The organism is Nitratireductor basaltis (assembly GCF_000733725.1).
GTDB lineage: Bacteria > Pseudomonadota > Alphaproteobacteria > Rhizobiales > Rhizobiaceae > Chelativorans > Chelativorans basaltis.
Genome location: NZ_JMQM01000002.1, coordinates 97,132 through 118,182, shown reverse-complemented (window position 1 = coordinate 118,182; position 21,051 = coordinate 97,132). Strand labels below are relative to the sequence as shown.

Sequence of the window (21,051 nt, the reverse complement as noted above, 5' to 3'; positions counted from 1 at the left end):
GGCATGACTGCCGGCCTTTTCGTTCCTAGTGCTCTGTAAGCAACTTCTCGATGTCGGGAAGGGTGTGGTTGGTAAGCGTCTTGGCTACTTCACCGGCAACCTTGGCTTCCACTTCCTTGTGAAGCTCCTTGCGCAGCTCTCCCAGGATCATCGGCGGTGCCACCAGTACGATTTGTTCGAATTTCCCTGCATGGGCCATCTTGTATAGGCGCTCGGCCACTTCGTCGGCAAACCGCTCCTTCTCGATGCGGTGCCAGTCCGTCTCCTGAAAGCCGCTCTTGTGGGTGTTGCCGCCATCATAGTAACGACCGGGCTGGTCCGTGCCCTGCTCGCGGGTAGGCGGATTGTCGTCGTGCATTTCACGAACGACTTCCAGATTCGGATACTCCGCGTCACCTTGGTTGCGCAGGAAGAGTGCTTTCTCACCATCGGCCACGAGGACCCATGTGTCGTGTTTCAGCCGGAAATCGGACATGTCGAACTCCACTTCTAGATAGCTTCGAAAAACCAACGTCCGGCAGAATGCGCTGTTCCACTTAAAGCGGGACTTTGCGGGGGAACGGGGACGAATTTTGCGTCCGCTTGGCAGAAGGCGCAAAAGCGATTGCCCAGCATGAGTGTGCGCGCGAGTGGGTTTCTTCTGAAATGGCAACCGAACGGCCAGAATTCGGGCTCAATTTTCAGGAGGCCCGGCAGATGTCTGGCAACACGGCAAAACTGAACGCATTTCCCGTCTTCATGCGCGTCGACGGTCGCCGCGTGGTCATCATCGGCGGTGGCGACGAAGCGCTGGCAAAGGCGCGGCTGATGGCGCAGTCCTCGGCCGAAGTCGTGGTTGTTGATCCTGCGCCGGAAGCGGAACTCGTGCGTTGGGCTGCCGATAACGGCGTTCTGGTTTTGCATCAGGCCTATGGCCCGGACCTGCTGGACGGCGCGACGCTCGTCTTCGCGGCAACGGGCGAGGAAAAGGCCGACAAGGCGGTGGTTGCTGATGCACGCGCCCGGCACATTCCTGCCAATGCCGTTGACCGTCCGGAGCTGTGCGATTTCTTCACCCCCGCCCTCGTGAACCGCGCACCCGTCGCGGTCGCAATCGGCACGGAAGGAGCCGGGCCGGTTCTGGCGCAGATGATCCGCGCCGCCGTTGATCGCATGCTTTCACCATCCCTTGGCGCACTTGCCAGCCTTGCTGCAAGCTATCGCGACCGGGTCGAGGAAACGGTGCCGCGCGGTGCGCCACGCCGCCGCTTCTGGAAATCCTTCTTCAACGGTGCGACAGCACGCAGCATGGCCAGGGGCGATGAAGCCGGTGCCGTTGCCGCAACGGAGAAGCTTCTCGCCACCAAGGGCAGCGAAGCCGGCCATATCGCGCTGGTGGGTGCTGGACCTGGTGCAGAGGATCTGCTGACGCTTCGTGCCCAGCGCCTCTTGATGGAAGCTGATGTCATCGTTCATGACGCGCTGGTACCGGAGGCCGTTGTTGCCATGGGTCGGCGTGATGCAGAGCGCATGCATGCGGGCAAGCGCAAGGGTTGCCACTCCAAGACCCAAGGCGAAATCAATGCCCTGCTCGTGGAGCTTGGCCGGGAAGGCAAGCGCGTCGTTCGCCTCAAATGCGGCGATCCGCTGGTCTTCGGGCGCGCTGGCGAGGAAATGGCTGCGCTGCGCGAAGCGGGCATCTCCTATGAAGTCGTGCCCGGTATCACCGCAGCCTTCGCCGCCGCTGCTGATTTCGAACTTCCGCTGACCTTGCGCGGTGTGGCGTCCTCGATGGTTTTCACCACCGGTCATGACCTCAAGGGCCATGCGCTTCCCGACTGGGCTAAGCTTGCCGTGGCGGGTGCAACGGTCGCGGTCTATATGGGCCGCACGACTGCAGCCGAGGTCGCCGGTCGCCTGCAGGATGCAGGCCTTTCACCGGATACTGCGGTCGCTGTCGTGGAGAATGCCAGCCTTGGCAACCGTCGCCTTGCGCACGGCACCCTCGCTGACCTGCCGGCACTCGCTGATCGCAGCGACATGACCGGTCCTGTTCTCACAATCATCGGCGACGCTGTCGCCGGCGCGAATTTCAACCATTCCGAGCCGCTTTCCGCACATGCCCGTGTGCCGCAGCTGCCCGCGCTGGTTTGACGAGGATTTGAAATGAAGCTTTTGACCGCAAACCGATTGATAGATGGCGAGGCTGTCTGGCTGGGCGAGGGCGACGTCTGGGTCGAGACCATCGACAAGGCCGTTGTCGCTTATGACAAGGATGACGAGGTTCGCCTGTCGGCAGTCGGATTGATGTCGCTCAACAACAATGTGGTGGTCGATGTGAACCTCATCGACGTCGAATTGGTCGACGGGGCAATTCGCCCAATCCGTCTGCGTGAACGGATCCGCGCGGAAGGTCCGACCACACATTTGCATTTCGGCAAGCAGGCACGCCCGCAAGCAGCGGCAAACGGCTAGAGAAAGCGTCAGGGAAAATATCATGTACCGTTACGACGAGTTCGACCACGCCTTCGTCAAGGAGCGCGTCGCCCAGTTCAAGGATCAGGTGGAACGCCGCCTTGCAGGTGATTTGACCGAAGACCAGTTCAAGCCGCTGCGCCTGATGAATGGTGTCTATCTGCAGCTTCACGCCTATATGCTGCGTATCGCCATCCCCTATGGCACGCTCGCACCGCGCCAGCTGCGCATGCTTGCCCATATCGCCCGCAATTACGACAAGGGCTACGGCCATTTCACGACGCGCCAGAACATCCAGTTCAACTGGCCGGCTCTCGGCGATATTCCGGAAATCCTGGAGCTTCTTGCATCGGTCGAGATGCACGCCATCCAGACCTCGGGCAACTGCATACGCAATGTCACGGCCGACCACTTTTCCGGTGCTGCCGCCGACGAAGTCGCCGACCCGCGTCCCTATGCGGAAATTCTGCGTCAGTGGTCGACGGTCCATCCGGAATTTTCCTATCTGCCGCGCAAGTTCAAGATTGCTGTGACAGGTGCAGAGCGTGACCGCGCTGCCGTACAGGTTCACGATATCGGCCTGCATCTGAAGAAGAACGAGAAAGGTGAGCTCGGATTTGCCGTCTATATCGGTGGTGGTCTTGGCCGCACCCCTATGGTTGGCAAGAAGGTGCGCGATTTCCTGCCCGAAGAAGATCTCCTGTCATACACGACCGCTATTCTGCGCGTGTACAACCTCAATGGCCGCCGCGACAACAAGTACAAGGCGCGCATCAAGATCCTGGTTCACGAGACCGGCGTGGAAGAGCTCAAAGCCCAGATCGAGCAGGAATTCGAGCATCTGAAAGGCGGCGAGCTAAGCCTGCCCGAAGCCGATGTGGCAGCGATCGAACGCTACTTCACGCCACCGGCTCTGCCGGATCGTCCCGAGGGCGAGGCAATCCTTTCACGCGAAGCGGCCTCAAATCCCGGCTTCGCCGATTGGCTTCGCCGCAATTTGCACACCCACAAAAATCCGGACTATGCCGCCGTCACGATTTCGCTGAAAGGCATCGGCGAAGTGCCCGGTGATGCCTCTGCGGACCAGATGGACGCGATCGCAGGGCTGGCCGAAGAGTTCGGTCACGATGAAATCCGCGTCAGTCATGAGCAGAATCTGGTCCTGCCGCATGTGGCGCGCGCCGATCTCAAGGCATTGTTCGATCGCCTGGTCGAGATCGGTCTGGCGACCGCCAATGCAGGATTGGTGACCGACATCATCGCCTGCCCCGGCCTCGACTATTGCGCCCTTGCAAATGCACGCTCGATACCCGTGGCGCAGCAGATTTCGCAGCGCTTCGGTGACCAGAAGCGTCAGGAAGAAATCGGCGATCTGAAACTCAAGATCTCCGGCTGTATCAATGCCTGCGGCCATCACCATGTCGGCCATATCGGCATTCTGGGTGTTGAGAAGAAGGGCGCCGAACTCTATCAGATCACGCTGGGCGGTTCGGGTGACGAAAACACCTCCATCGGCGAAATCATTGGTCGCGGATTCGGCCCCGACGAGATCGTCGATGCCGTCGAAACCCTGGTCGACACCTATCTCGGCCTGCGCACCGGCAAGGAAGAAACCTTCCTGGCTGCGTATCGCCGCGTTGGTGCTGCACCCTTCAAGGAGGCGCTTTATGGACGAGAAGCAAAAGCTGCGTAACGCCGAGGCACTCGCTGCTGAGGAAGCTGCGCGCCTTGAAGCGGCCTATGGTGAGCTGGATGCGGGCGAGATCATCCGCCTGAGCGCAGAGCGCTTTGCCGCTGACGGAGGCATCGCGACAGTCTCCTCGTTCGGTGCTGATTCTGCCGTTCTTCTGCATCTCATTGCTCAGGTGGACCCGGCATTGCCCGTCGCTTTTCTCGACACCGGTCACCACTTCGGTGAGACGCTGGAATATCGCGATCAGCTGGCGGCCGATCTGGGCCTTGAAAATCTCGTGATCGTGCATCCGCAGGATGAGCCGCTCGCAAGGCATGACCCCGACAGCCAGCTGCACAAGGTCGATACGGATCTGTGCTGCGAAATCCGCAAGGTCGAACCCATGGCCCGTGCTGTGGAACCCTATGCGGCGTGGTTCACGGGCCGCAAGCGTCACCAGGCGCAGACGCGCGCGCAGATGCCGGTCTTCGAGGCGGTAGGCCCGCGTATCCGCATCAATCCGCTGGCCCGTTGGACCACGCAGGATCAGGCCGATTACATGCGCGCGCAGAAGCTTCGCGAGAACCCGCTGGTTGCCTTCGGCTACCTGTCGATCGGTTGCTTTCCCTGCACACAGCCGGTGCAGCCGGGTGAGGATCCGCGCAGTGGTCGCTGGGCGGGCCAGACCAAGACCGAATGCGGCATCCACCTGCCACAGCTTGAACGCTCGCTGACATCCGCGGCGTAAGGAGAATATAATGAGTGACAAGGCTCACACGCCAAGTCTCTGGACGCTGGATGGTTTCAAGGAAAATGCGTATACGCGCGTTGAAACTCTGGAAGACGGTGCGGCTTCCGCAAGGATGCTCGTCACGCTCGAGACATTCCTCTCGTTTGAGGATGCTCAGCGCGAAATGATCATTAGCCGGATCGGCGTCGAGCTGCAGCCCGGTGAGGCCGTCGACGCGCTTCTCCCATATCTGGCCCGGCTGCCGATGATCGCCCTGGCTTTCCCAGCCTATACGGATGGCCGCTCCTACTCCAAGGCGCAGTTGCTGCGTGAACGACACGGCTACAAGGGTGAACTTCGCGCCACCGGTGACGTGCTGCTCGATCAGGTTGCACACATGCTGCGCGTGGGCTTCACGGTACTTGAAGTCAGTCATCAGCCTACGATCGAGCGGCTGGCCAGGGGTGACCTCGGCGGTATCGCCCATGCCTATCAGCCGGCCGCGCGTACAGCTCCGGCATCGGGCGGGTATTCCTGGCGGCGTCTGGCAGGGTGAGCGAAGGCCTGCATTTCCTGCTCGCCTGACTGAAACATCTGGGCTATAGACGCGTTACTCGCCGTGGAATGTCACGGCAATCATCCATTCCCGGCTGTCGCGATCTCGTGAAGCATGTCGAGGGTGGGCTTTTGGCGTGGAGTGTGTTAACCTTCGCGCTTCTCTGAGTCGCCCTGGATTTTGGCGGCCCACCGCCGCCGTCAGCACCGTTCCGGTGTTGGGCCTTGTTTGGCCTGTAAAACGCCAGTGAAACGCCAACAGAATGAAGGAAGTCCATTGCAGGTAGTTGTACGCGAAAACAATGTCGATCAGGCTCTCAAAGTGCTGAAGAAGAAGATGCAGCGCGAGGGTGTATTCCGCGAGATGAAGGCGCGCCGTTCTTACGAAAAGCCTTCCGAAAAGCGTGCGCGTCAGCGCGCAGAAGCTGTTCGCCGTTCGCGCAAGCTCGCGCGCAAGCAGGCGCAGCGTGAAGGCCTGCTTCCGAAGAAGAAGCGCGCAGCCTGATAGCGTCAAATCAATAGCTGCCCACCTGCCGCGCCTTTGTGGCTCGCAGGCAGGAGAGGTCAGCTCAAAAAAAGCTGCCGCCTACGGGCCGCAGCTTTTTTTCTGTTCGGGATTTGGGGCCAGGTCGTATTGCCTTGGTCGTGATGTCAGGTGAGGTTTTGCTTGCCGCGTCGCTCGGAAGTTCCTTCTTCAACTTCCTGCAGTTTGCCCAGAAGCGTCTCGATCTCCTGTGGCACAGACTGGTCCAGCGTGAAGCCGGGCATGCGACGGAGGAACCGCGCGTTTTCCGCATGGCGGATCTGGCGGCTCAAGACCTCTGCCGTTGACCGATCCTTTTGCATAGTTCCTCGCATTCTTTACCTGCGCCAACAGCAGAGTTCTGCGCCAACGCGTTCAAACCAGATCCGGTGTATCCATGTTTTTCCCGTACCGGATATTGACGTTCGTCTCGGGAAACTAACCCGCCATCTGGGAATACGTTCCCAGCTCGATGGGTAAGGCATTGAGCTTGCAGTGATCATGGTAAAGTTTGCGTAAAACTTTACGGATCATTCCAGGGACCAGTTCAATCGGCTTCGTCCTGTTTAGGCCGCGGCCTTGCCACTGCCTTGTGCAGGCAGAGAGCAAAGCCATCAAACTCGAGATTGAACTGCCGCCATATGCAGGCATCTGCTTCAAAAGCAACATTGCCGCCCGCGCCAAAAGCGCTGGACAGGGTGGCAAAACCAGACAGATGCGAATTGGTTCCGAAGAAACTCACCTGCGTTGCAAAGGCCGCCGCCGGGTGGGGAACATCTTTTCCGCGATAAGGTCCTGTTAATGACAACCGTAATGGGTTCGTTAACCTTAATTTGACGTTTGGCAGCGCAATCTGTCCCCCGACAAGCAAATTATGGGGCTATAAGGGGCGGACATAATGAGTAAATCCCGCATCTTGATTCTGGGCGTTGCCGTATTCGCGGCCGTCGCGGCGGGTTACATGGCCAAGAACCTGGCCTCGAAGCCGGCGCCTGTCGTTGTCGAGACGGTGGAGGCCGAGCCTCAGATCGAATTGAGCGAGGTTCTCGTCATGGCGCAGGATGTGCCGATGGGCGAGATGATTGGCAGCGCGGTGCGCTGGCAGTCCTGGCCAAAAGAATCGATCAATGACACCTTTATCACCCGGGATAGCCAGCCAGAGGCAGTCGAGGACCTGCGCAATGCCGTGGCACGCCTCGCGCTCTATGCTGGCGAGCCCCTGCGCCGCGCCAAACTGATTGGCGAAGGCCAGAGCTTCATGTCCGCCATCCTGCCGCCCGGCAAGCGCGCGGTCGCGACGCAGATCGCCGCTGAGACGTCGGCAGGCGGTTTCATCCTGCCCAATGACTATGTCGACGTCATCATGACCCGCCGCGCTGACGCTGCCTCCGGCGCATCGCCCGACGGTTTCGTCACCGAAACGATCCTGAAGAACATCCGCGTGCTCGCCATCGACCAGACCATCCAGGAAGATGAAGAGGGACGTCGCGTGCGCGTCGGTGAAACAGCAACGCTCGAGCTCTCGCCCGAGCAGGCGGAAGTGATCACGGTTGCCCAGCAGATGGCCGACCGCCTGACTCTTTCATTGCGCTCCATCGCAGACACCAACGAAGACCCGCAGGAAGATGGCCTCTACCTCGTCAATGGAACGGGGCGTGGCAACACCGTGCGGCTGATCAAGTCGGGCGAGATGTCCGAAGTGGGGACCCGGAAATGATGATGACGCCGGATAAGACCATGTCCAACCAACGCACCAGCATCTATCGCCGCGGTCCAGCCCGCAAGGCAGCCCTGGCCCTCGCTCTGGTCGCTTCCTTCAGCACCGTCGCACCCATTGCCGTTCCCGCGCAGGCTGCCGAAGGTGTGGTGCGCGTGAGTGGCGCCCATGAGCGTGTGAAACTCGGCCTGAACAAGTCGCTCGTCGTCGACCTGCCTGCAGATGCCTATGACATTTTGGTCGCCAATCCGTCAGTTGCTGATGCGATCACCCGCACGGCTCGGCGCATCTATCTCTTTGGAAAGCAGGTTGGTGAGACGAACATCTTCGTCTTTGGTGCCAATGGACAGCAGATCGCAAGCCTCGACATCGCGGTGGAGCGGGACGTTGCGGGTCTGGAAGACTATCTCCAGCGCTATATCCCGAATTCCGACATCGATGTCGAACTCATCAACGACAATGTCGTGCTCACCGGCACGGTCCAGACGCCGCTCGATGCCTCGCGCGCAGCCCAGCTCGCGCAGATTTTCGTGACCGGCGGTGAGGCCACGACCGGCCAGTATTCACAAAGCGCAGCCGCTCCGACCGATGGCGGCGGCGTCTCCATCGACAATCCCGATTCCGAACGCCAGCAGTCGCGCATCGTCAACATGCTGCAGATCATCGGCGAGGATCAGGTGACGCTGAAGGTCACGGTCGCCGAAGTCAGCCGTACCGTCATGAAGCAGCTCGGCGTAAACATGATCGGCAATGGCAGCGTGGACGGCATCACCTGGGGTGCGGTGTCCGAAGCAGCTTTCGGTCTCGGCAAGCCGCTTTCTTCAAGCGGCGGCAGCGTCGGTGGATCTCTGGTGTCGGCCTATCTCAACGCTATGGAGCAGGCCGGCGTCATGAAGACGCTCGCCGAACCGGCCCTGACGGCTGTTTCCGGCGAGAAGGCGACCTTCAAGGTTGGCGGCACGTTCCAGATGGTCAATGGCCGCGATGTGGATGAAGAAGGACGTCTGACCTACGAGTTCAAGGAAGTCGAATATGGTGTTGGTCTGGAGTTCCAGCCTACGGTGCTTTCTGCTGGCCGCATCAGTCTGAAGGTCCGCACCCAGGTCTCGGAGCCCACCATGCAGGGGGCTGGTACGCTGGAAGGCGCTCGTTCGCTGCAGGGCATGAACATCCTGTCCATCCGCAAGCGCCTGGCCGATACGACGGTCGAGCTTCCTTCCGGCGGTTCGATGATGATTGCCGGCCTCGTTCAGGATGATGTGCGCCAATCCATCAACGGCATGCCGGGACTGTCGAAGCTCCCGGTGCTCGGCACCCTTTTCCGCAGCCGCGACTTTGTGCGCAACGAGACGGAACTCGTGATCATCGTCACGCCATACCTGTCTCGCCCGACGCAGCGCACGGCACTTGCCAAGCCGGACGACAATTTTAACCCCGCCAGCGATGCTGCCGGATATTTCCTGGGGCGCGTCAACCGCGTCTACGGAACCATGAAAACAGACCTGCCTGACGGCCGCTATCACGGCGTCGTTGGCTACATCTACAAGTGATCGGAGACCGGTTGCCATGATCGTTCTGGGGGAAATGAAGCGGGGCATGCCCATTCTGGCGGTGGTGCTCGCAAGTCTGCTGGCCGGATGTGCGGCCAAGCGCGACTCGGTCATCGTCGGCTCAGTGCCGGAAGACTACCGCACGCGCCATCCGATCGTTATCGCCGAAGGTGTCGAGGTGCTGGACCTTCCCGTTGCATCCACGTCCAACCGCATGACCTATCAGCAGAAAGCCGCCATTTCCGGCTTCCTGTCGAACTATGCCGAAAGCGGCGGCTCCGTCGTGTCCATCCTGGTCCCGGCCGGAGCAGCGAATTCTGCAGCCGCACTTGATGTGGCACGTGACTTCCGTGACTACATCGCTCGGCGCGGTGTTCATGCCGGTCAGATCCAGCTTCTCAATTACCAGGCTCAGCCCGACCGCGCCGCGCCAATCCGGCTCAGCTACTCGCGTGTAAAGGCGCAGGTTGGACAGTGTGGGCGCTGGCCTTCGGACCTCCTGAAGACGGAAGAAAACCGCAACTGGGAGAATTTCGGCTGCTCCTATCAGAACAATCTCGCAGCGCAGGTGGCGAACCCGATGGACTTCCTTGGTCCGCGTGAGATGACGCCGATTGATGCCGAGAACCGTGATGCTGCCATCACCGACTACAAGGATCGTCTTGTATCCGATGATTTCCGCTCACGTTCTGAAGTCGACTACGACTAGAGGCGATGGATTGAGGAAGACGATATGAGCGATCTCGCCTACGAAACCGACCCGCAGGATACGATCACGGCTGCGACCGATGCAACGCTGAAGTCGCTACGACCGGTGCCGCGCATCTCCATCCAGGCCTTCTGTGAAACCGAAGCTGTCGGAAACCCCATCGAGCGGGCTTCCGAAGACCGGCGGATGGCCAAGGCACATGTGAAGGTGCATCAGGGCGGAGTTCCCACGGCGGTGGAATTCTACCAGACCGCTGCCACACCCAATCTGGTGATCGTTGAATCGCGTGCCGAGCCAAGGGAACTTCTCGCGCAACTCGCACAGTTGGCGGAAGTCTGCGATCCGTCATCCAAGGTGGTGGTCATCGGCCACTACAACGATGTGTGGCTTTACCGCGAACTGATCCGCGCCGGCGTTTCGGAATATGTCGTCGCCCCAATCTCCATGATGGACATCGTGGCGATCATTTCCGGCATATTCGTGGATCCGGAAGCAGAGCCACTCGGCAAGTCCATCGCCTTCGTGGGCGCGAAGGGCGGCGTTGGCTCGTCGACCATCGCGCACAACATCGCTTTCGGCATGTCGACGCTGTTCGAAAGTGAAGTGGTTGTCGCCGATCTGGATCTCGCCTTCGGGACGGCGAACATCAATTTCGATCAGGACCCCGCACAGGGTATCGCCGAGGCGGTCTTCTCCCCCGAGCGAATCGACGAGGTCTATCTCGATCGCCTGCTGGCCCAGTGCGCGGAGCATCTGTCGCTGCTTGCTGCACCCTCGACGCTCGACCGTACCTATGACTTTGACGGCGAAGCCTTCACACCCATCATAGACACGGTTCAGCGCACTGCGCCGCATGTGGTGCTCGATGTGCCTCATATCTGGTCGAGCTGGTCGAAGACGACCCTGTCGCGCGCCGACGAGGTCGTCATCACGGCCACGCCCGAACTGGCCAATCTGCGCAACACCAAGAACCTGGTGGACATGCTCAAGAAGCTGCGCCCGAATGACGGGCCGCCAAAGCTGATCCTGAACCAGGTTGGCGTTCCCAAGCGTCCGGAAATCACCGCTGCGGATTTCGCCGAGCCACTGGGCATCGAGCCGCTCGCGGTGATCCCGTTCGAGCCTCAGCTTTTTGGCAATGCCGCCAACAATGGGCGCATGCTGGCCGAGATGGAACGCGACCACGCCATTGTCACCACTTTCAACGAATTGGCGCATGTCCTGACGGGCAGGCGTGAAGTGAAGCCGAAAAAGAAGGCGGGCCTTGCTAGCCTTCTCGAACGGATCGCGAAGAAGAAGTAATTCCAACGATCGGGTACTAGCATGTTTGGCAGAAGAGGCTCGACCACCAGTTTTGGCGATGTGCCGCGGCCAGCAGCACCGGCTGCTCCCGCGCCGCATGGCGATGACGCCGTGCTTGCCCCCGAACCGGCAGCGCCCAAACCCGACAAGCCGGCTGCTGCAGCACCCGCTCCCAGACCCGCGCCTCCACCGCCGCCGCCGGCACCGCCGCGTGCCGCCCGCGAACGTGGCGAGAACTACTATGACACGAAGAGCCAGGTCTTTTCCGCGCTGATCGACACGATAGATCTGTCGCAGCTTGCCAATCTCGACCCTGACAGCGCGCGCGAGGAAATCCGCGACATCGTCAATGACATCATCGCGATCAAGAACCTCGCGATGTCGATTTCCGAACAGGAAGACCTGCTCGAAGATATCTGCAACGACGTCCTGGGCTACGGTCCGCTAGAGCCGCTTCTGGCCCGCGACGACATCGCCGATATCATGGTGAATGGTGCCCAGAAGGTCTATATCGAAGTCAACGGCAAGGTCGAGCAGACGCCGGTCCGCTTCCGCGACAACCAGCAGCTTCTCAACATCTGCCAGCGCATCGTGAGCCAGGTTGGCCGCCGCGTTGATGAATCGAGCCCCATCTGTGACGCACGCCTGCCGGACGGTTCCCGTGTGAACGTCATCGCACCGCCGCTTTCCATTGATGGCGCTTCGCTGACCATTCGTAAGTTCAAGAAAGACAAGCTGACGCTTGATCAGCTCGTCAAGTTCGGTGCCATTTCTCCCGAAGGTGCCGAGGTGCTGAAGATCATCGGTCGCGTGCGCTGTAACACCATCATTTCGGGCGGTACCGGTTCGGGCAAGACGACTCTGCTCAACTGTCTGACCAACTATATCGACCGTGATGAGCGCGTCATCACCTGCGAGGATTCGGCCGAACTTCAGCTCCAGCAGCCGCATGTGGTGCGCCTTGAAACCCGCCCGCCGAACCTTGAAGGCGAAGGCGAGGTCACCATGCGCGACCTGGTGAAGAACTGTCTGCGCATGCGCCCCGAACGCATCATCGTGGGTGAGGTTCGTGGCCCGGAGGTTTTCGATCTTCTGCAGGCCATGAATACCGGCCACGACGGCTCCATGGGCACGATCCACTCCAACAGCCCGCGCGAATGCCTGAACCGTATGGAATCCATGATCGCCATGGGTGGCTTCAGCCTGCCGCAGAAGACCGTGCGCGAAATCATCGTCGGTTCAGTGGATGTCATCATCCAGGCGGCACGCCTGCGCGATGGTTCGCGCCGTATCACCCACATCACCGAGGTGGTGGGCATGGAAGGCGACGTCATCATCACCCAGGATCTGGTTCTCTACGACATGCAGGGTGAAGACGCGCAGGGGCGCATCCTTGGAAAGCATGTCTCGACCGGTGTTGGCCGTCCCTCCTTCTGGGATCGGGCGCGCTACTACAACGAGGAGCAGCGCCTGGCGAATTCGCTGGAAGCAATGGAGAAGGCGGCTAACTGATGTTCGGCATCGACCCCACTGTTCTCCTGATTATCGTGCTGGCAGCTTGCAGCGCCGGCGCGCTTGCCTATGCGCTTCTTTTCAACACGATATCGAGCGAGAAGAAGGTCGAGAGGCGGCTTGAGACCGTCAAGCGCGCCGAGACGGATCGCGGTGCGATCAAGGCCAGCCGGGACCGTGTTGCCGAGCAGGCCAAGCGCCGCAAGAACATTCAGGACTCCCTGAAAGACCTGGACAAGCGGCAGCAGGATCGCGACAAATACGCAAAGAGTCCGCCGCTCAAGGTGCAGATCCGCCAGGCAGGTCTCGAGCTCTCCATCGAGAAGTTCTACATCTATTCCGGCCTGGCTTCGCTGGTGTGCGGCTTCATGGCCCTGGTTCTGGGCGCACCACTCCTTGCTGTGCCCGGTGCAATGCTGGTAGGCGGCCTTGGCCTTCCGCGCTGGATCATCGGTTTCATGCGCAAGCGTCGGGCAAAGGCATTTCTGAACGAGTTCCCCAATGCGCTCGACGTGATCGTGCGCTCGGTCAAGTCCGGTCTGCCGATCAACGATGCAATCCGCATGATTGCAAGTGAATCGCCAGAGCCCGTCCGTGGTGAATTTCGCCGCATTGTCGAATCGCAGCAGATGGGCATGTCCACGGCGGAAGCCGCCCTTCGCATGCCCGAAACGATGCCGTCTCAGGAAGCTGCCTTTTTCGGCATCGTGATCCAGATCCAGAGCCAGGCTGGCGGCAATCTTTCCGAAGCGCTGGGCAATCTGTCCAAGGTTCTGCGCGACCGCAAGAAGATGAAGGCCAAGGTGCAGGCACTTTCGATGGAAGCGAAGGCTTCCGCCTACATCATCGGGTCACTTCCGATCATCGTTGCGTTTCTCGTCTATCTGACCAGCCCGAGCTATATCCTGCCGCTGTTCACGACAGGCACGGGAAACCTCATCCTCGCGGCCTCTGCGGTCTGGATGAGTGTCGGCATCTTCGTGATGCGGCAGATGATGAATTTCGAGGTCTAGGCGGAGCACAAGCGCATGTCTGATTCAGTTGCCCGTACACTTCTGGACCCGGATTTCCTTATCGCGTTGCTCGTGGGCATCGCGGTTTTTGCCACCATCTTCACGCTCCTTCCCGTTTCGAGCGGCGATACCCTGAAGTCGCGGATGCGCTCGGTCGCGCTGGAACGCGACGAGCTTCGTGCCAAGCAGCGGGCCCGCCTTGCAGCCGAAGCGGAACGCCGCCGCAAGGGACTGCGCGAGCAGGACGGGGGCTCGATCCGCACGATTGTCGACCGGCTGGACCTGAAGCGCGCTCTTGCCGACGAGGCAACCGTCAACAAGCTTCGCATGGCAGGCTTTCGTGGGCAGAATCCGCTGACCAAGCTTCTGTTCTTCCGTCTCATGCTGCCATTTGTCGGTGCGGCGATCGCGATCTTCTATGTCTTCGTGCTGAATTCCCTCGACGGTCAGCCGCTCTTCATGAAGGTCTTTGTCTGCATTCTCGGAGCCTATGCAGGCTTCTATGCACCCGTGCTTTATGTCAACAACCGTGCCTCCAAACGCAAGGTGTCCATCCAGAAAGCCTGGCCGGATGCGCTTGATCTGATGCTTATCTGCGTGGAATCCGGCATGTCTGTCGAAGCGGCACTTCGGCGCGTTGCCGAAGAAATCGGCTCCCAGTCGGTGGAACTCGCAGAAGAGTTCGTGCTGACGAATGCCGAACTGTCCTTCCTGCAGGAGCGCCGCCAGGCATATGAGAACCTTGCCAACAGGACCGGTCTTGAGTCGGTGAAAAGCGTCTCACAGGCGCTCATTCAGGCCGAGCGCTACGGTACACCGGTCAGTCACGCCCTGCGCGTTCTCGCCAATGAAAGCCGCGACGCGCGCATGACCGCAGCAGAAAAGAAAGCTGCAGCTTTGCCGCCGAAGCTCACGGTGCCGATGATCCTGTTCTTCCTGCCCGTTCTCTTTGCGGTGATCCTCGGACCGGCAATCATTCAGCTTCAAAGCAACGGCATCGCGAACTGATCAGCCTGCCTTTGCGCAGGCATGGCAGGCACCGCGGATCTCGACCGTCGTCTTTGCAGGCTTGAAACCACGCTGCCTCATGGCCGATGTCAGCCGTTCCTCGACCGTTTCGTCGGCGAATTCCTCGACCTGACCGCAGGTCTCGCAAATCGCAAAAGCGATGGTTTCGTGCGTGTGGCAGTCCGGGTGCGCGCAGGCAACGAAAGCATTGAGGCTTTCAAGCCGGTGCACCAGCCCCATTTCCTGAAGCTTTTCGAGCGCGCGATAGACCTGCAGCGGTGCCCTGAAGCCGTGGTCGCGCAGCCGATCTAGAATCGTATAGGCGCTCAAGGGTGCCGAGGCCGTGTCGAGCGCACCCAAGACCAGACCCTGGTTTTTCGTGAGATTCGGTCTAGCCGTCATGGTTCAAACCTCCAGCCCGCTGCATTTTCAGCCGCAGCAGGCTTAGCAGAAAGAGCATTAGTGCGGCCACGACGATCGACGGTCCTGACGGCGTGTCGAACTGGAGAGAGGCCATCAGCCCTCCGGACACGCTCAATGCGCCTGCTGCCGAGGCCATCAAGGCCATGGCTTCGGGCGTTGGGGCGAAACGTCTGGCCGTGGCGGCCGGGATGATCAGCAGCGAGGTGATGAGCAGAATGCCCACGATCTTCATCGCTATCGCAATGACCGCGGCCATCAAGATCATGAAGACAAGCTTTGCCTTCTCGGGATGAAGCCCTTCGGCCTCTGCGATCTCGGGATTCACCGTGCCGGCCAGAAGAGAGCGCCAGATCAGTGCCAAAATGCCCAACACCGCAATCCCTCCTGCAACGATCACGGCAATGTCGGCTTTCGAGACTGCCAGGATGTCGCCGAACAGGAAACCCATGAGATCGATCCTTATCCAGCTCATGAACGCTACCATGACCAGTCCCAGCGCCAGCGTCGAATGCGAAAGGATCCCCAGGAGCGCATCCGCCGACAAGGCTCCCCGTCGCTGCAGGAACAGAAGCGCCAGTGAGGCGAGCGTTGCAACGGCAAAGACCCCGAGCGTCAGATTGATGTCGAATAGAAATGACAGCGCGACTCCAAGCAGCGCCGAATGTGCCATTGTGTCGCCGAAATAGGCCATGCGCCGCCATACGACGAAGCATCCCAGGGGACCGGCGATCAAGGCAATGCCGATACCGGCGACCAATGCACGAACGAAGAAATCATCAAGCATCGGAAGAGCTTTCCTGGCTGTGGTCATGGGCATGGCCGCAGCTATCGGCAATGGTGCCGTCTGCAAGGCGCACGCGGCCGTCGGCCAGATGCGTATGGTCATGGTGGTGGCGATAGATCGCCAGTGTCTCACCGGCCCGCGCGCCGAACAGGGTGCGATATTCCTCGCTCGCCACGACCGTTTCAGGCGTGCCCCGGCAGCAGACATGCCCGTTGAGGCAGACAACCGTGTCGGTTTCGGCCATCACCACATGCAGATCATGCGAGATGAGAAGGACGCCGCAGCCGGTTCTGTCGCGGATCTCGCGGATAAGGCGGTAGAGCGCGATCTCGCCCGAAAAATCGACGCCCTGCACCGGTTCGTCCAGGACAAGCAGGTCCGGTTCACGCGCCAGGGCGCGGGCAAGCAGGGATCGCTGGAATTCTCCGCCTGAAAGCGACTGCACGGCCGATTCTGCCAGATGGCTGATACCGGCAGCGTCCAGCGCAGCCTCCAGTTTCCTTCGTGGCAATGGCCCTGTCAGCTCCATCATGCGCCTGACGGTCAGGGGCATGGTCCAGTCGACCTTGACCTTTTGCGGTACGTAGCCGACGCGCAACGGACGGGCGCGCTTCACTTCCCCCTCGTCGGGAGCAAGAACCCCGATCGCGGTCTTGGCCGTCGTGCTCTTGCCGGACCCGTTCGGCCCGATCAGCGTCACGATCTCGCCGCGGCGGACACTGAGATCGATCCCGCGCACGAGCCATCGCCCGCCACGCCGGATACCTGCATTCTTCATGACGACCAGCACGTCGTCCCTTTGATTGTTGGCCTGCAGCATCTTCACCAGAACCCTGTTGCCAGTGCCTATGACACACGTTATAGCATAACGCAATTGAGACGTAATATCATTACATTGAGCAAGAGGGACACCATCATGAGGTTGAAAACGCTGCTGGCATTTACCGTCGGCATGGTCGCTTGGGCTGGCGCGCAAGCCGTTGCCGAGCCGAAGGTGGTGGCATCGATCAAGCCGGTCCACTCCCTTGTCGCAGCTCTCATGGAAGGGGTGGGCGAGCCGGATCTGCTCGTTTCCGGAGCCGCGTCACCACATTCCTATTCCATGCGGCCATCGCAGGCCCGGGCGCTGCAGAATGCGGATCTTGTCTTCTGGATCGGTCCCGGCATGGAAACCTTCATGCCCAGCGCACTCGAGGCGCATTCCAAGGAGGCTCAGGCTGTTGCCCTGGTAGAGACCCCCGGCATCACAGAATATGAACTGCGCGAAGGTGGAGCGTTCGAGTCTCATGACCATTCCCACGAGGCTCATCATGATGATCATGACAGCCATGATCACGCTCATGAAGCAGAGGGCCACGGCGATGATCATACGCATGATGAAGCGCATTCTCATGAAGACGATCATGGGCACGAGGACAATCATGCCGCCGAAGGCCACGAAGATCATGACCATGGCAGCATAGACCTACATCTATGGCTGGACCCGGAAAACGCGAGGGCCATGGCACGCTACATGGCAGAAAAACTTGCCGCGGCAGACGAGGAAAATGCTGCGGTCTACAAGGGAAACCTCGCTGAACTGGAGCGTGGTCTTGATAACCTGACAGCCGAACTTCAGCGCAAGCTAGCACCGGTTCGCAACAAGCCATATGTCGTTTTTCACGACGCCTACAGATATTTCGAGGAGCGTTTCGGTCTGCAGCCCGCCGGCTCCATCACCATCAACCCGGAAACCATGCCAGGTGCAAAGCGACTGCAGGAAATCAAGGAGAAACTGGCCGAGATTGACGCTGCCTGCGTCTTCTCCGAACCGCAGTTCGACGGCAGCATAGTCGAAGTCGTAATAGAGGGAACGCAGGCGCGCGCCGGCGAACTTGATCCGGTTGGCGCTGGTATCGACGACGGTCCGGGCCTCTATCCGGCCCTTCTGCGAGGGCTGGGCGACGGCTTCGCAGGCTGCCTGGATGCCTCCAGGGGCTAGACAGGCGCAGCAAAAAAGCCCTGCGGCCGAGGGATGCCGCAGGGCCGCATCGCCATAAGTTGGCGACGCTGCTAGTGGTTGGCGGCCCAATCGTCGATTTCGCGCTCGGCTTCTTCCTGCGTCTTGCCGTAGCGCTCCTGAATGCGGCCTGCCAATTCCGTGCGATTGCCTTTCACGACATCGAGGTCGTCATTGGTTAGCTTGCCCCACTGCTGCTGGGCCTTGCCCTTGAACTGTTCCCAATTTCCTTCGATCTGATTCCAGTTCATCGCTAGTCTCCTTCTCTGGTCGCTCCGTCCTGGAGCGAAGAAACCTGGTGCTCATCAAACGTCTGGAAGGCGTGGCTGTTCCCGGCCACACCCGATAAATCGTCGCTCCATTGATGTGCTGCTCTGCCGTGCTTAACTCTTGGGACAAGGAGTAAAGATGGACAGCACCGCCAGATCCTTTCGCCCGCCCGCACCGACACCTCGCACAACGCCGCCCTCGACGTTGCAGATGATGCGGATTGTCTACCGCAATCCGCTCGAGCTTTGGGGCGAACCGAGCTATAACGAGCCCTGGATCTCGATCACGGGCGGAATCGGTGGCCCGCTTCTGATCGCCAATGATCCGGCTCTCATCCGCCATGTACTGGTGGACAACGCGCGCAACTACAAGATGGCGCGGGTGCGCCAGAAAATTCTGCGTCCAATTCTGCGCGATGGCCTGTTGACGGCGGAAGGGGATGTCTGGAAACGCTCCCGCAAGGCCATGGCGCCCGTCTTCACGCCCCGCCACATCGCCGGGTTCGCAAGGCCGATGCTGGAGCAGGCCGAACAGTTCGCCTCGCGCTACGATGCCGCCGTCGGCGGCACGGTGGACATCTCTCGCGACATGACGATGCTCACCTTCGATATTCTCGCAGAGACGTTGTTTTCTGGCGAGATTGCCGGCGACCCTGACAGCTTTGCCGGTCAGGTGGACCGGCTTTTCGAGACGATGGGACGCGTCGACCCGCTCGACCTGCTGGGTGCACCTGACTGGCTGCCGCGCATCACGCGGCTCATGGGTCGCAATTCCCTGAAGTTTTTCCGCGGCATCGTGGCGCGCACGATCGAGATGCGTGAGGAAAAGATGAGGCGTGGCGAAAGCGTGCCCGAAGACTTCCTTACCCTCCTGCTGCAGGCAGAAGGTCCGGATGGGCTTGCCCGTGCTGAGATCGAAGACAACATCATCACATTCATTGGAGCAGGTCACGAGACAACGGCGCGTGCGTTGGGCTGGACCTTCTACTGTCTCGCAATGCTTCCGGCGGAACGTGAGGCCATCGAGCGGGAGATCGACGCTGTTCTTGCCCGCGAGCCGGACCCGGTGAGATGGCTGGACGAGATGCCAAGGGCGCGTGCAGCCTTCGAAGAGGCCATGCGGCTTTACCCGCCGGCTCCCTCCATCAATCGTGAAGCTGTCGAAGATGATCGATATGAAGACCTGTTGATCCCGAAAGGCACGCAGGTCCTGGTCATGCCCTGGACCGTGCACCGGCACCGCAAATTGTGGGACGACCCCGAAGCCTATCGACCTTCGCGCTTCCATAGGGAAAACCGCGAGCAGATCGACCGTTACCAGTATCTGCCCTTCGGAGCGGGCCCACGTGTGTGCATAGGTGCGAAATTCGCAATGCAGGAAGCGGTCATTGCCATGGCGGTGCTGATGCGGCGCTATCACTTCGACGTGACGCCGGAAACAAGGCCATGGCCTGTCCAGAAGCTTACGACGCAGCCGCAGGGCGGACTGCCAATGAAGGTCAGCCTGCGTTAGCCCTGAAAGATGTTGACCACATGCACCGGCCACCGCCGTGGCAGGATGGCGACGAGGTCATAGCGGATGGACAGTTTCTGTCGGTCGGGCTGCCGCGCAAGCCACAGATCGGCTGCGGCATCGATGCGCCGTTGGGCGGTGTGGTTTACCGCGTCCATAGCCTCCGCGAGGCTTCCGCGCGCCTTCACCTCGACAATGGCAACAAGGTCGCCTCGCCGTGCGATCAGATCGATCTCGCCAAGCTTCGTCTTGTAGCGGCGCGCCAGGATGCGATAGCCCTTGAGCATCAGCGCGACGGACGCCAGCAATTCGCCCCGATGTCCGCGCTTGTAGGCTGCAAGCTTGTGTTTCCGCCAATTAGCCTGCGGCATCTTTGAGTTCCAGCAGGCGCTGATACAGGGTCGACTTTTTCGCACCAGTCATGCGCGCAGCCTCACCGGCCGCCTTGGCGGCAGACATTTCGCCTGCCAGCGAAAGCAGAAGTCTGTCTGTATCGGCCGCATCGAATGTTTTCTCGGCAAGCGGAGGCGCAACGCAGACCACCACTTCGCCCTTCGGCGCGCCGGCGGCTTCGTAATGTTCCGCGAGTTCGGCCAAACTCCCCGCGCGCACTTCCTCGAAGGTCTTGGTAAGCTCACGCGCAACAACGGCTTGCCGCTCTTCGCCAAGCAAGCTGGCCATCGCGGCCAGACTGGCGGCCAGCCGGCGCGGGCTTTCGAAGAAAACCAGTGTCGCAGGCGAAGTCGCGAGTTCGCTCAGCCGGCTCTCACGCTGGCCCGATCTGTTGGGCAAAAAGCCGGCAAATAAAAATGCATCGGTAGGCAGGCCACTTGCGGTAAGCGCCGCAAGAACGGCAGAGGCGCCCGGAATGGGCACGACCCTCAATCCACGTTCCTGCGCCTGGGAGACTAGGCGAAAACCGGGATCGGAGATCAGCGGCGTGCCCGCATCGCTGGCAAGCGCCACGCTCTGGCCGCCTTCTATCGCATTGAGCAGTTTCGGTCCTGCTTCCGTCGCATTGTGCTCGTGATAGGCGGTCATGCGCCGCCGCATGCCATAGCGCTCCAGCAGGACCCGCGTGACCCGCGTATCCTCGCAGGCAACAATGTCGGCACCGGCAAGTGTCTCGAGCGCGCGGATGGTGATGTCACCGAGATTCCCGATAGGCGTCGCGACGAGATACAGAGCAGGCTCCAGACGCGGAGCCGTCATGACCGCATCACGAATGGAAAATTGCCGCTTGTTGTCTTGCTCGCTCACATGCACTCCCGTCTGCCGAGGCTCGATTGACCCAGCATAACTCCTGACGCCCGATCCG

24 protein-coding genes are annotated in these 21,051 nt (G+C 60.4%); 15 read left to right on the top strand and 9 right to left on the bottom strand.

Annotation, left to right across the window (positions count from 1 at the left end):
- Positions 1-25: 25 nt before the first annotated feature.
- The gene (locus tag EL18_RS12965) at positions 26-475 is read right to left on the bottom strand and encodes a baeRF12 domain-containing protein (RefSeq protein ID WP_036486341.1); all 450 of its coding nucleotides are present in this window, start codon (positions 473-475) and stop codon (positions 26-28) included.
- Between the two features lie 221 nt (positions 476-696).
- Between EL18_RS12965 and cysG the strand changes: the two genes are divergently transcribed.
- The 6 genes from cysG (at position 697) to rpsU (ending at position 5,916) form a co-directional block, all read left to right on the top strand.
- Entirely contained in the window at positions 697-2,133 is a 1,437-nt protein-coding gene (cysG, locus tag EL18_RS12960; protein WP_036486339.1) for a siroheme synthase CysG, read from the top strand.
- 12 nt (positions 2,134-2,145) lie between these two features.
- Positions 2,146-2,454 (top strand): DUF2849 domain-containing protein, encoded by a 309-nt coding sequence (locus EL18_RS12955; protein WP_036485122.1) that lies wholly within the window; start codon positions 2,146-2,148, stop codon positions 2,452-2,454.
- 22 nt (positions 2,455-2,476) lie between these two features.
- The gene (locus EL18_RS12950) at positions 2,477-4,147 is read left to right on the top strand and encodes a nitrite/sulfite reductase (protein ID WP_036485120.1); all 1,671 of its coding nucleotides are present in this window, start codon (positions 2,477-2,479) and stop codon (positions 4,145-4,147) included.
- The gene (locus EL18_RS12945; RefSeq protein ID WP_036485118.1) at positions 4,122-4,874 is read left to right on the top strand and encodes a phosphoadenylyl-sulfate reductase; all 753 of its coding nucleotides are present in this window, start codon (positions 4,122-4,124) and stop codon (positions 4,872-4,874) included. The genes EL18_RS12950 and EL18_RS12945 overlap by 26 nt, the downstream gene beginning before the upstream one ends.
- Positions 4,875-4,884: 10 nt before the next feature.
- A complete protein-coding gene (locus tag EL18_RS12940) occupies positions 4,885-5,412 on the top strand; it encodes a DUF934 domain-containing protein (RefSeq protein WP_036485116.1) in 528 nt (175 codons plus the stop codon).
- A gap of 276 nt (positions 5,413-5,688) precedes the next feature.
- The gene (rpsU, locus tag EL18_RS12935) at positions 5,689-5,916 is read left to right on the top strand and encodes a 30S ribosomal protein S21 (protein WP_036485114.1); all 228 of its coding nucleotides are present in this window, start codon (positions 5,689-5,691) and stop codon (positions 5,914-5,916) included.
- Positions 5,917-6,062: 146 nt separating this feature from the next.
- Here the strand turns inward: rpsU and EL18_RS17985 are convergent, their stop codons facing one another.
- Together EL18_RS17985 and EL18_RS12925 are read right to left on the bottom strand one after the other, a co-directional pair.
- Complete coding sequence (locus EL18_RS17985; RefSeq protein WP_161782003.1) at positions 6,063-6,227, bottom strand: hypothetical protein; 165 nt, start codon at positions 6,225-6,227, stop codon at positions 6,063-6,065.
- Between the two features lie 254 nt (positions 6,228-6,481).
- Positions 6,482-6,742: a hypothetical protein gene (locus EL18_RS12925; RefSeq protein WP_152553060.1), complete on the bottom strand. Its 261-nt coding sequence runs from the start codon at positions 6,740-6,742 to the stop codon at positions 6,482-6,484.
- Positions 6,743-6,832: 90 nt separating this feature from the next.
- On the opposite strand from EL18_RS12925, the gene cpaB reads away from it, so the two are divergent.
- From cpaB to EL18_RS12890, 7 genes are read left to right on the top strand one after another with little or no spacing between them, the layout of a single operon-like run.
- A complete protein-coding gene (cpaB, locus tag EL18_RS12920) occupies positions 6,833-7,651 on the top strand; it encodes a Flp pilus assembly protein CpaB (protein ID WP_036485108.1) in 819 nt (272 codons plus the stop codon).
- 20 nt (positions 7,652-7,671) lie between these two features.
- Positions 7,672-9,201, top strand: a complete 1,530-nt coding sequence (locus EL18_RS12915; RefSeq protein WP_051914379.1) for a type II and III secretion system protein family protein — start codon at positions 7,672-7,674, stop codon at positions 9,199-9,201.
- Between the two features lie 16 nt (positions 9,202-9,217).
- Positions 9,218-9,910 (top strand): CpaD family pilus assembly protein, encoded by a 693-nt coding sequence (locus tag EL18_RS12910; protein ID WP_051914244.1) that lies wholly within the window; start codon positions 9,218-9,220, stop codon positions 9,908-9,910.
- A gap of 24 nt (positions 9,911-9,934) precedes the next feature.
- A complete protein-coding gene (locus EL18_RS12905) occupies positions 9,935-11,212 on the top strand; it encodes a CpaE/TadZ family protein (RefSeq protein ID WP_036485104.1) in 1,278 nt (425 codons plus the stop codon).
- 21 nt (positions 11,213-11,233) lie between these two features.
- A complete protein-coding gene (locus EL18_RS12900; RefSeq protein ID WP_036485102.1) occupies positions 11,234-12,724 on the top strand; it encodes a TadA family conjugal transfer-associated ATPase in 1,491 nt (496 codons plus the stop codon).
- Positions 12,724-13,737, top strand: coding sequence for a type II secretion system F family protein (locus EL18_RS12895; RefSeq protein WP_036485101.1), 1,014 nt, complete (start codon positions 12,724-12,726; stop codon positions 13,735-13,737). The genes EL18_RS12900 and EL18_RS12895 overlap by 1 nt, the downstream gene beginning before the upstream one ends.
- Positions 13,738-13,752: 15 nt before the next feature.
- On the top strand, positions 13,753-14,745 hold the full coding sequence (locus tag EL18_RS12890) for a type II secretion system F family protein (protein WP_036485100.1): 993 nt from the start codon (positions 13,753-13,755) through the stop codon (positions 14,743-14,745).
- Here EL18_RS12890 and EL18_RS12885 read toward each other — a convergent pair whose 3' ends face one another.
- The 3 genes from EL18_RS12885 to EL18_RS18130 are packed head-to-tail and all read right to left on the bottom strand — an operon-like array spanning position 14,746 to position 16,772.
- A complete protein-coding gene (locus EL18_RS12885) occupies positions 14,746-15,147 on the bottom strand; it encodes a Fur family transcriptional regulator (protein ID WP_036485099.1) in 402 nt (133 codons plus the stop codon).
- Complete coding sequence (znuB, locus tag EL18_RS12880) at positions 15,137-15,952, bottom strand: zinc ABC transporter permease subunit ZnuB (RefSeq protein ID WP_036485097.1); 816 nt, start codon at positions 15,950-15,952, stop codon at positions 15,137-15,139. The genes EL18_RS12885 and znuB overlap by 11 nt, the downstream gene beginning before the upstream one ends.
- On the bottom strand, positions 15,945-16,772 hold the full coding sequence (locus EL18_RS18130) for an ATP-binding cassette domain-containing protein (protein ID WP_036485095.1): 828 nt from the start codon (positions 16,770-16,772) through the stop codon (positions 15,945-15,947). The genes znuB and EL18_RS18130 overlap by 8 nt, the downstream gene beginning before the upstream one ends.
- A 96-nt stretch (positions 16,773-16,868) precedes the next feature.
- On the opposite strand from EL18_RS18130, the gene EL18_RS12870 reads away from it, so the two are divergent.
- Positions 16,869-17,933 (top strand): zinc ABC transporter substrate-binding protein, encoded by a 1,065-nt coding sequence (locus EL18_RS12870; protein ID WP_081871231.1) that lies wholly within the window; start codon positions 16,869-16,871, stop codon positions 17,931-17,933.
- A gap of 71 nt (positions 17,934-18,004) precedes the next feature.
- Here EL18_RS12870 and EL18_RS12865 read toward each other — a convergent pair whose 3' ends face one another.
- Positions 18,005-18,202 carry a CsbD family protein gene (locus EL18_RS12865; RefSeq protein ID WP_036485092.1) on the bottom strand — a complete coding sequence of 66 codons (198 nt, stop codon included), beginning with the start codon at positions 18,200-18,202 and terminating at the stop codon, positions 18,005-18,007.
- A gap of 157 nt (positions 18,203-18,359) precedes the next feature.
- Here EL18_RS12865 and EL18_RS12860 point away from each other — a divergent pair, with 157 nt between their 5' ends.
- Positions 18,360-19,733 (top strand): cytochrome P450, encoded by a 1,374-nt coding sequence (locus EL18_RS12860; RefSeq protein WP_036485089.1) that lies wholly within the window; start codon positions 18,360-18,362, stop codon positions 19,731-19,733.
- Here the strand turns inward: EL18_RS12860 and EL18_RS12855 are convergent.
- Both EL18_RS12855 and rsmI read right to left on the bottom strand, forming a co-directional pair.
- The gene (locus EL18_RS12855) at positions 19,730-20,104 is read right to left on the bottom strand and encodes a YraN family protein (protein WP_036485086.1); all 375 of its coding nucleotides are present in this window, start codon (positions 20,102-20,104) and stop codon (positions 19,730-19,732) included. The two genes, EL18_RS12860 and EL18_RS12855, sit on opposite strands and share 4 nt — an antisense overlap.
- Positions 20,091-20,945 carry a 16S rRNA (cytidine(1402)-2'-O)-methyltransferase gene (gene rsmI / locus EL18_RS12850; RefSeq protein ID WP_051914375.1) on the bottom strand — a complete coding sequence of 285 codons (855 nt, stop codon included), beginning with the start codon at positions 20,943-20,945 and terminating at the stop codon, positions 20,091-20,093. Before rsmI ends, EL18_RS12855 begins: the two co-directional genes overlap by 14 nt.
- Positions 20,946-21,051: the final 106 nt, after the last annotated feature.

Bases quoted from the DNA above. Each gene is read 5' to 3' on its own strand.
- EL18_RS12965 (WP_036486341.1), bottom strand. From the start codon at position 475: ATGTCCGATTTCCGGCTGAAACACGACACATGGGTCCTCGTGGCCGAT.
- cysG (WP_036486339.1), top strand. From the start codon at position 697: ATGTCTGGCAACACGGCAAAACTGAACGCATTTCCCGTCTTCATGCGC.
- EL18_RS12955 (WP_036485122.1), top strand. From the start codon at position 2,146: ATGAAGCTTTTGACCGCAAACCGATTGATAGATGGCGAGGCTGTCTGG.
- EL18_RS12950 (WP_036485120.1), top strand. From the start codon at position 2,477: ATGTACCGTTACGACGAGTTCGACCACGCCTTCGTCAAGGAGCGCGTC.
- EL18_RS12945 (WP_036485118.1), top strand. From the start codon at position 4,122: ATGGACGAGAAGCAAAAGCTGCGTAACGCCGAGGCACTCGCTGCTGAG.
- EL18_RS12940 (WP_036485116.1), top strand. From the start codon at position 4,885: ATGAGTGACAAGGCTCACACGCCAAGTCTCTGGACGCTGGATGGTTTC.
- cpaB (WP_036485108.1), top strand. From the start codon at position 6,833: ATGAGTAAATCCCGCATCTTGATTCTGGGCGTTGCCGTATTCGCGGCC.
- EL18_RS12915 (WP_051914379.1), top strand. From the start codon at position 7,672: ATGTCCAACCAACGCACCAGCATCTATCGCCGCGGTCCAGCCCGCAAG.
- EL18_RS12910 (WP_051914244.1), top strand. From the start codon at position 9,218: ATGATCGTTCTGGGGGAAATGAAGCGGGGCATGCCCATTCTGGCGGTG.
- EL18_RS12905 (WP_036485104.1), top strand. From the start codon at position 9,935: ATGAGCGATCTCGCCTACGAAACCGACCCGCAGGATACGATCACGGCT.
- EL18_RS12900 (WP_036485102.1), top strand. From the start codon at position 11,234: ATGTTTGGCAGAAGAGGCTCGACCACCAGTTTTGGCGATGTGCCGCGG.
- EL18_RS12895 (WP_036485101.1), top strand. From the start codon at position 12,724: ATGTTCGGCATCGACCCCACTGTTCTCCTGATTATCGTGCTGGCAGCT.
- EL18_RS12890 (WP_036485100.1), top strand. From the start codon at position 13,753: ATGTCTGATTCAGTTGCCCGTACACTTCTGGACCCGGATTTCCTTATC.
- EL18_RS12885 (WP_036485099.1), bottom strand. From the start codon at position 15,147: ATGACGGCTAGACCGAATCTCACGAAAAACCAGGGTCTGGTCTTGGGT.
- znuB (WP_036485097.1), bottom strand. From the start codon at position 15,952: ATGCTTGATGATTTCTTCGTTCGTGCATTGGTCGCCGGTATCGGCATT.
- EL18_RS18130 (WP_036485095.1), bottom strand. From the start codon at position 16,772: ATGCTGCAGGCCAACAATCAAAGGGACGACGTGCTGGTCGTCATGAAG.
- EL18_RS12870 (WP_081871231.1), top strand. From the start codon at position 16,869: ATGAGGTTGAAAACGCTGCTGGCATTTACCGTCGGCATGGTCGCTTGG.
- EL18_RS12865 (WP_036485092.1), bottom strand. From the start codon at position 18,202: ATGAACTGGAATCAGATCGAAGGAAATTGGGAACAGTTCAAGGGCAAG.
- EL18_RS12860 (WP_036485089.1), top strand. From the start codon at position 18,360: ATGGACAGCACCGCCAGATCCTTTCGCCCGCCCGCACCGACACCTCGC.
- EL18_RS12855 (WP_036485086.1), bottom strand. From the start codon at position 20,104: ATGCCGCAGGCTAATTGGCGGAAACACAAGCTTGCAGCCTACAAGCGC.
- rsmI (WP_051914375.1), bottom strand. From the start codon at position 20,945: ATGACGGCTCCGCGTCTGGAGCCTGCTCTGTATCTCGTCGCGACGCCT.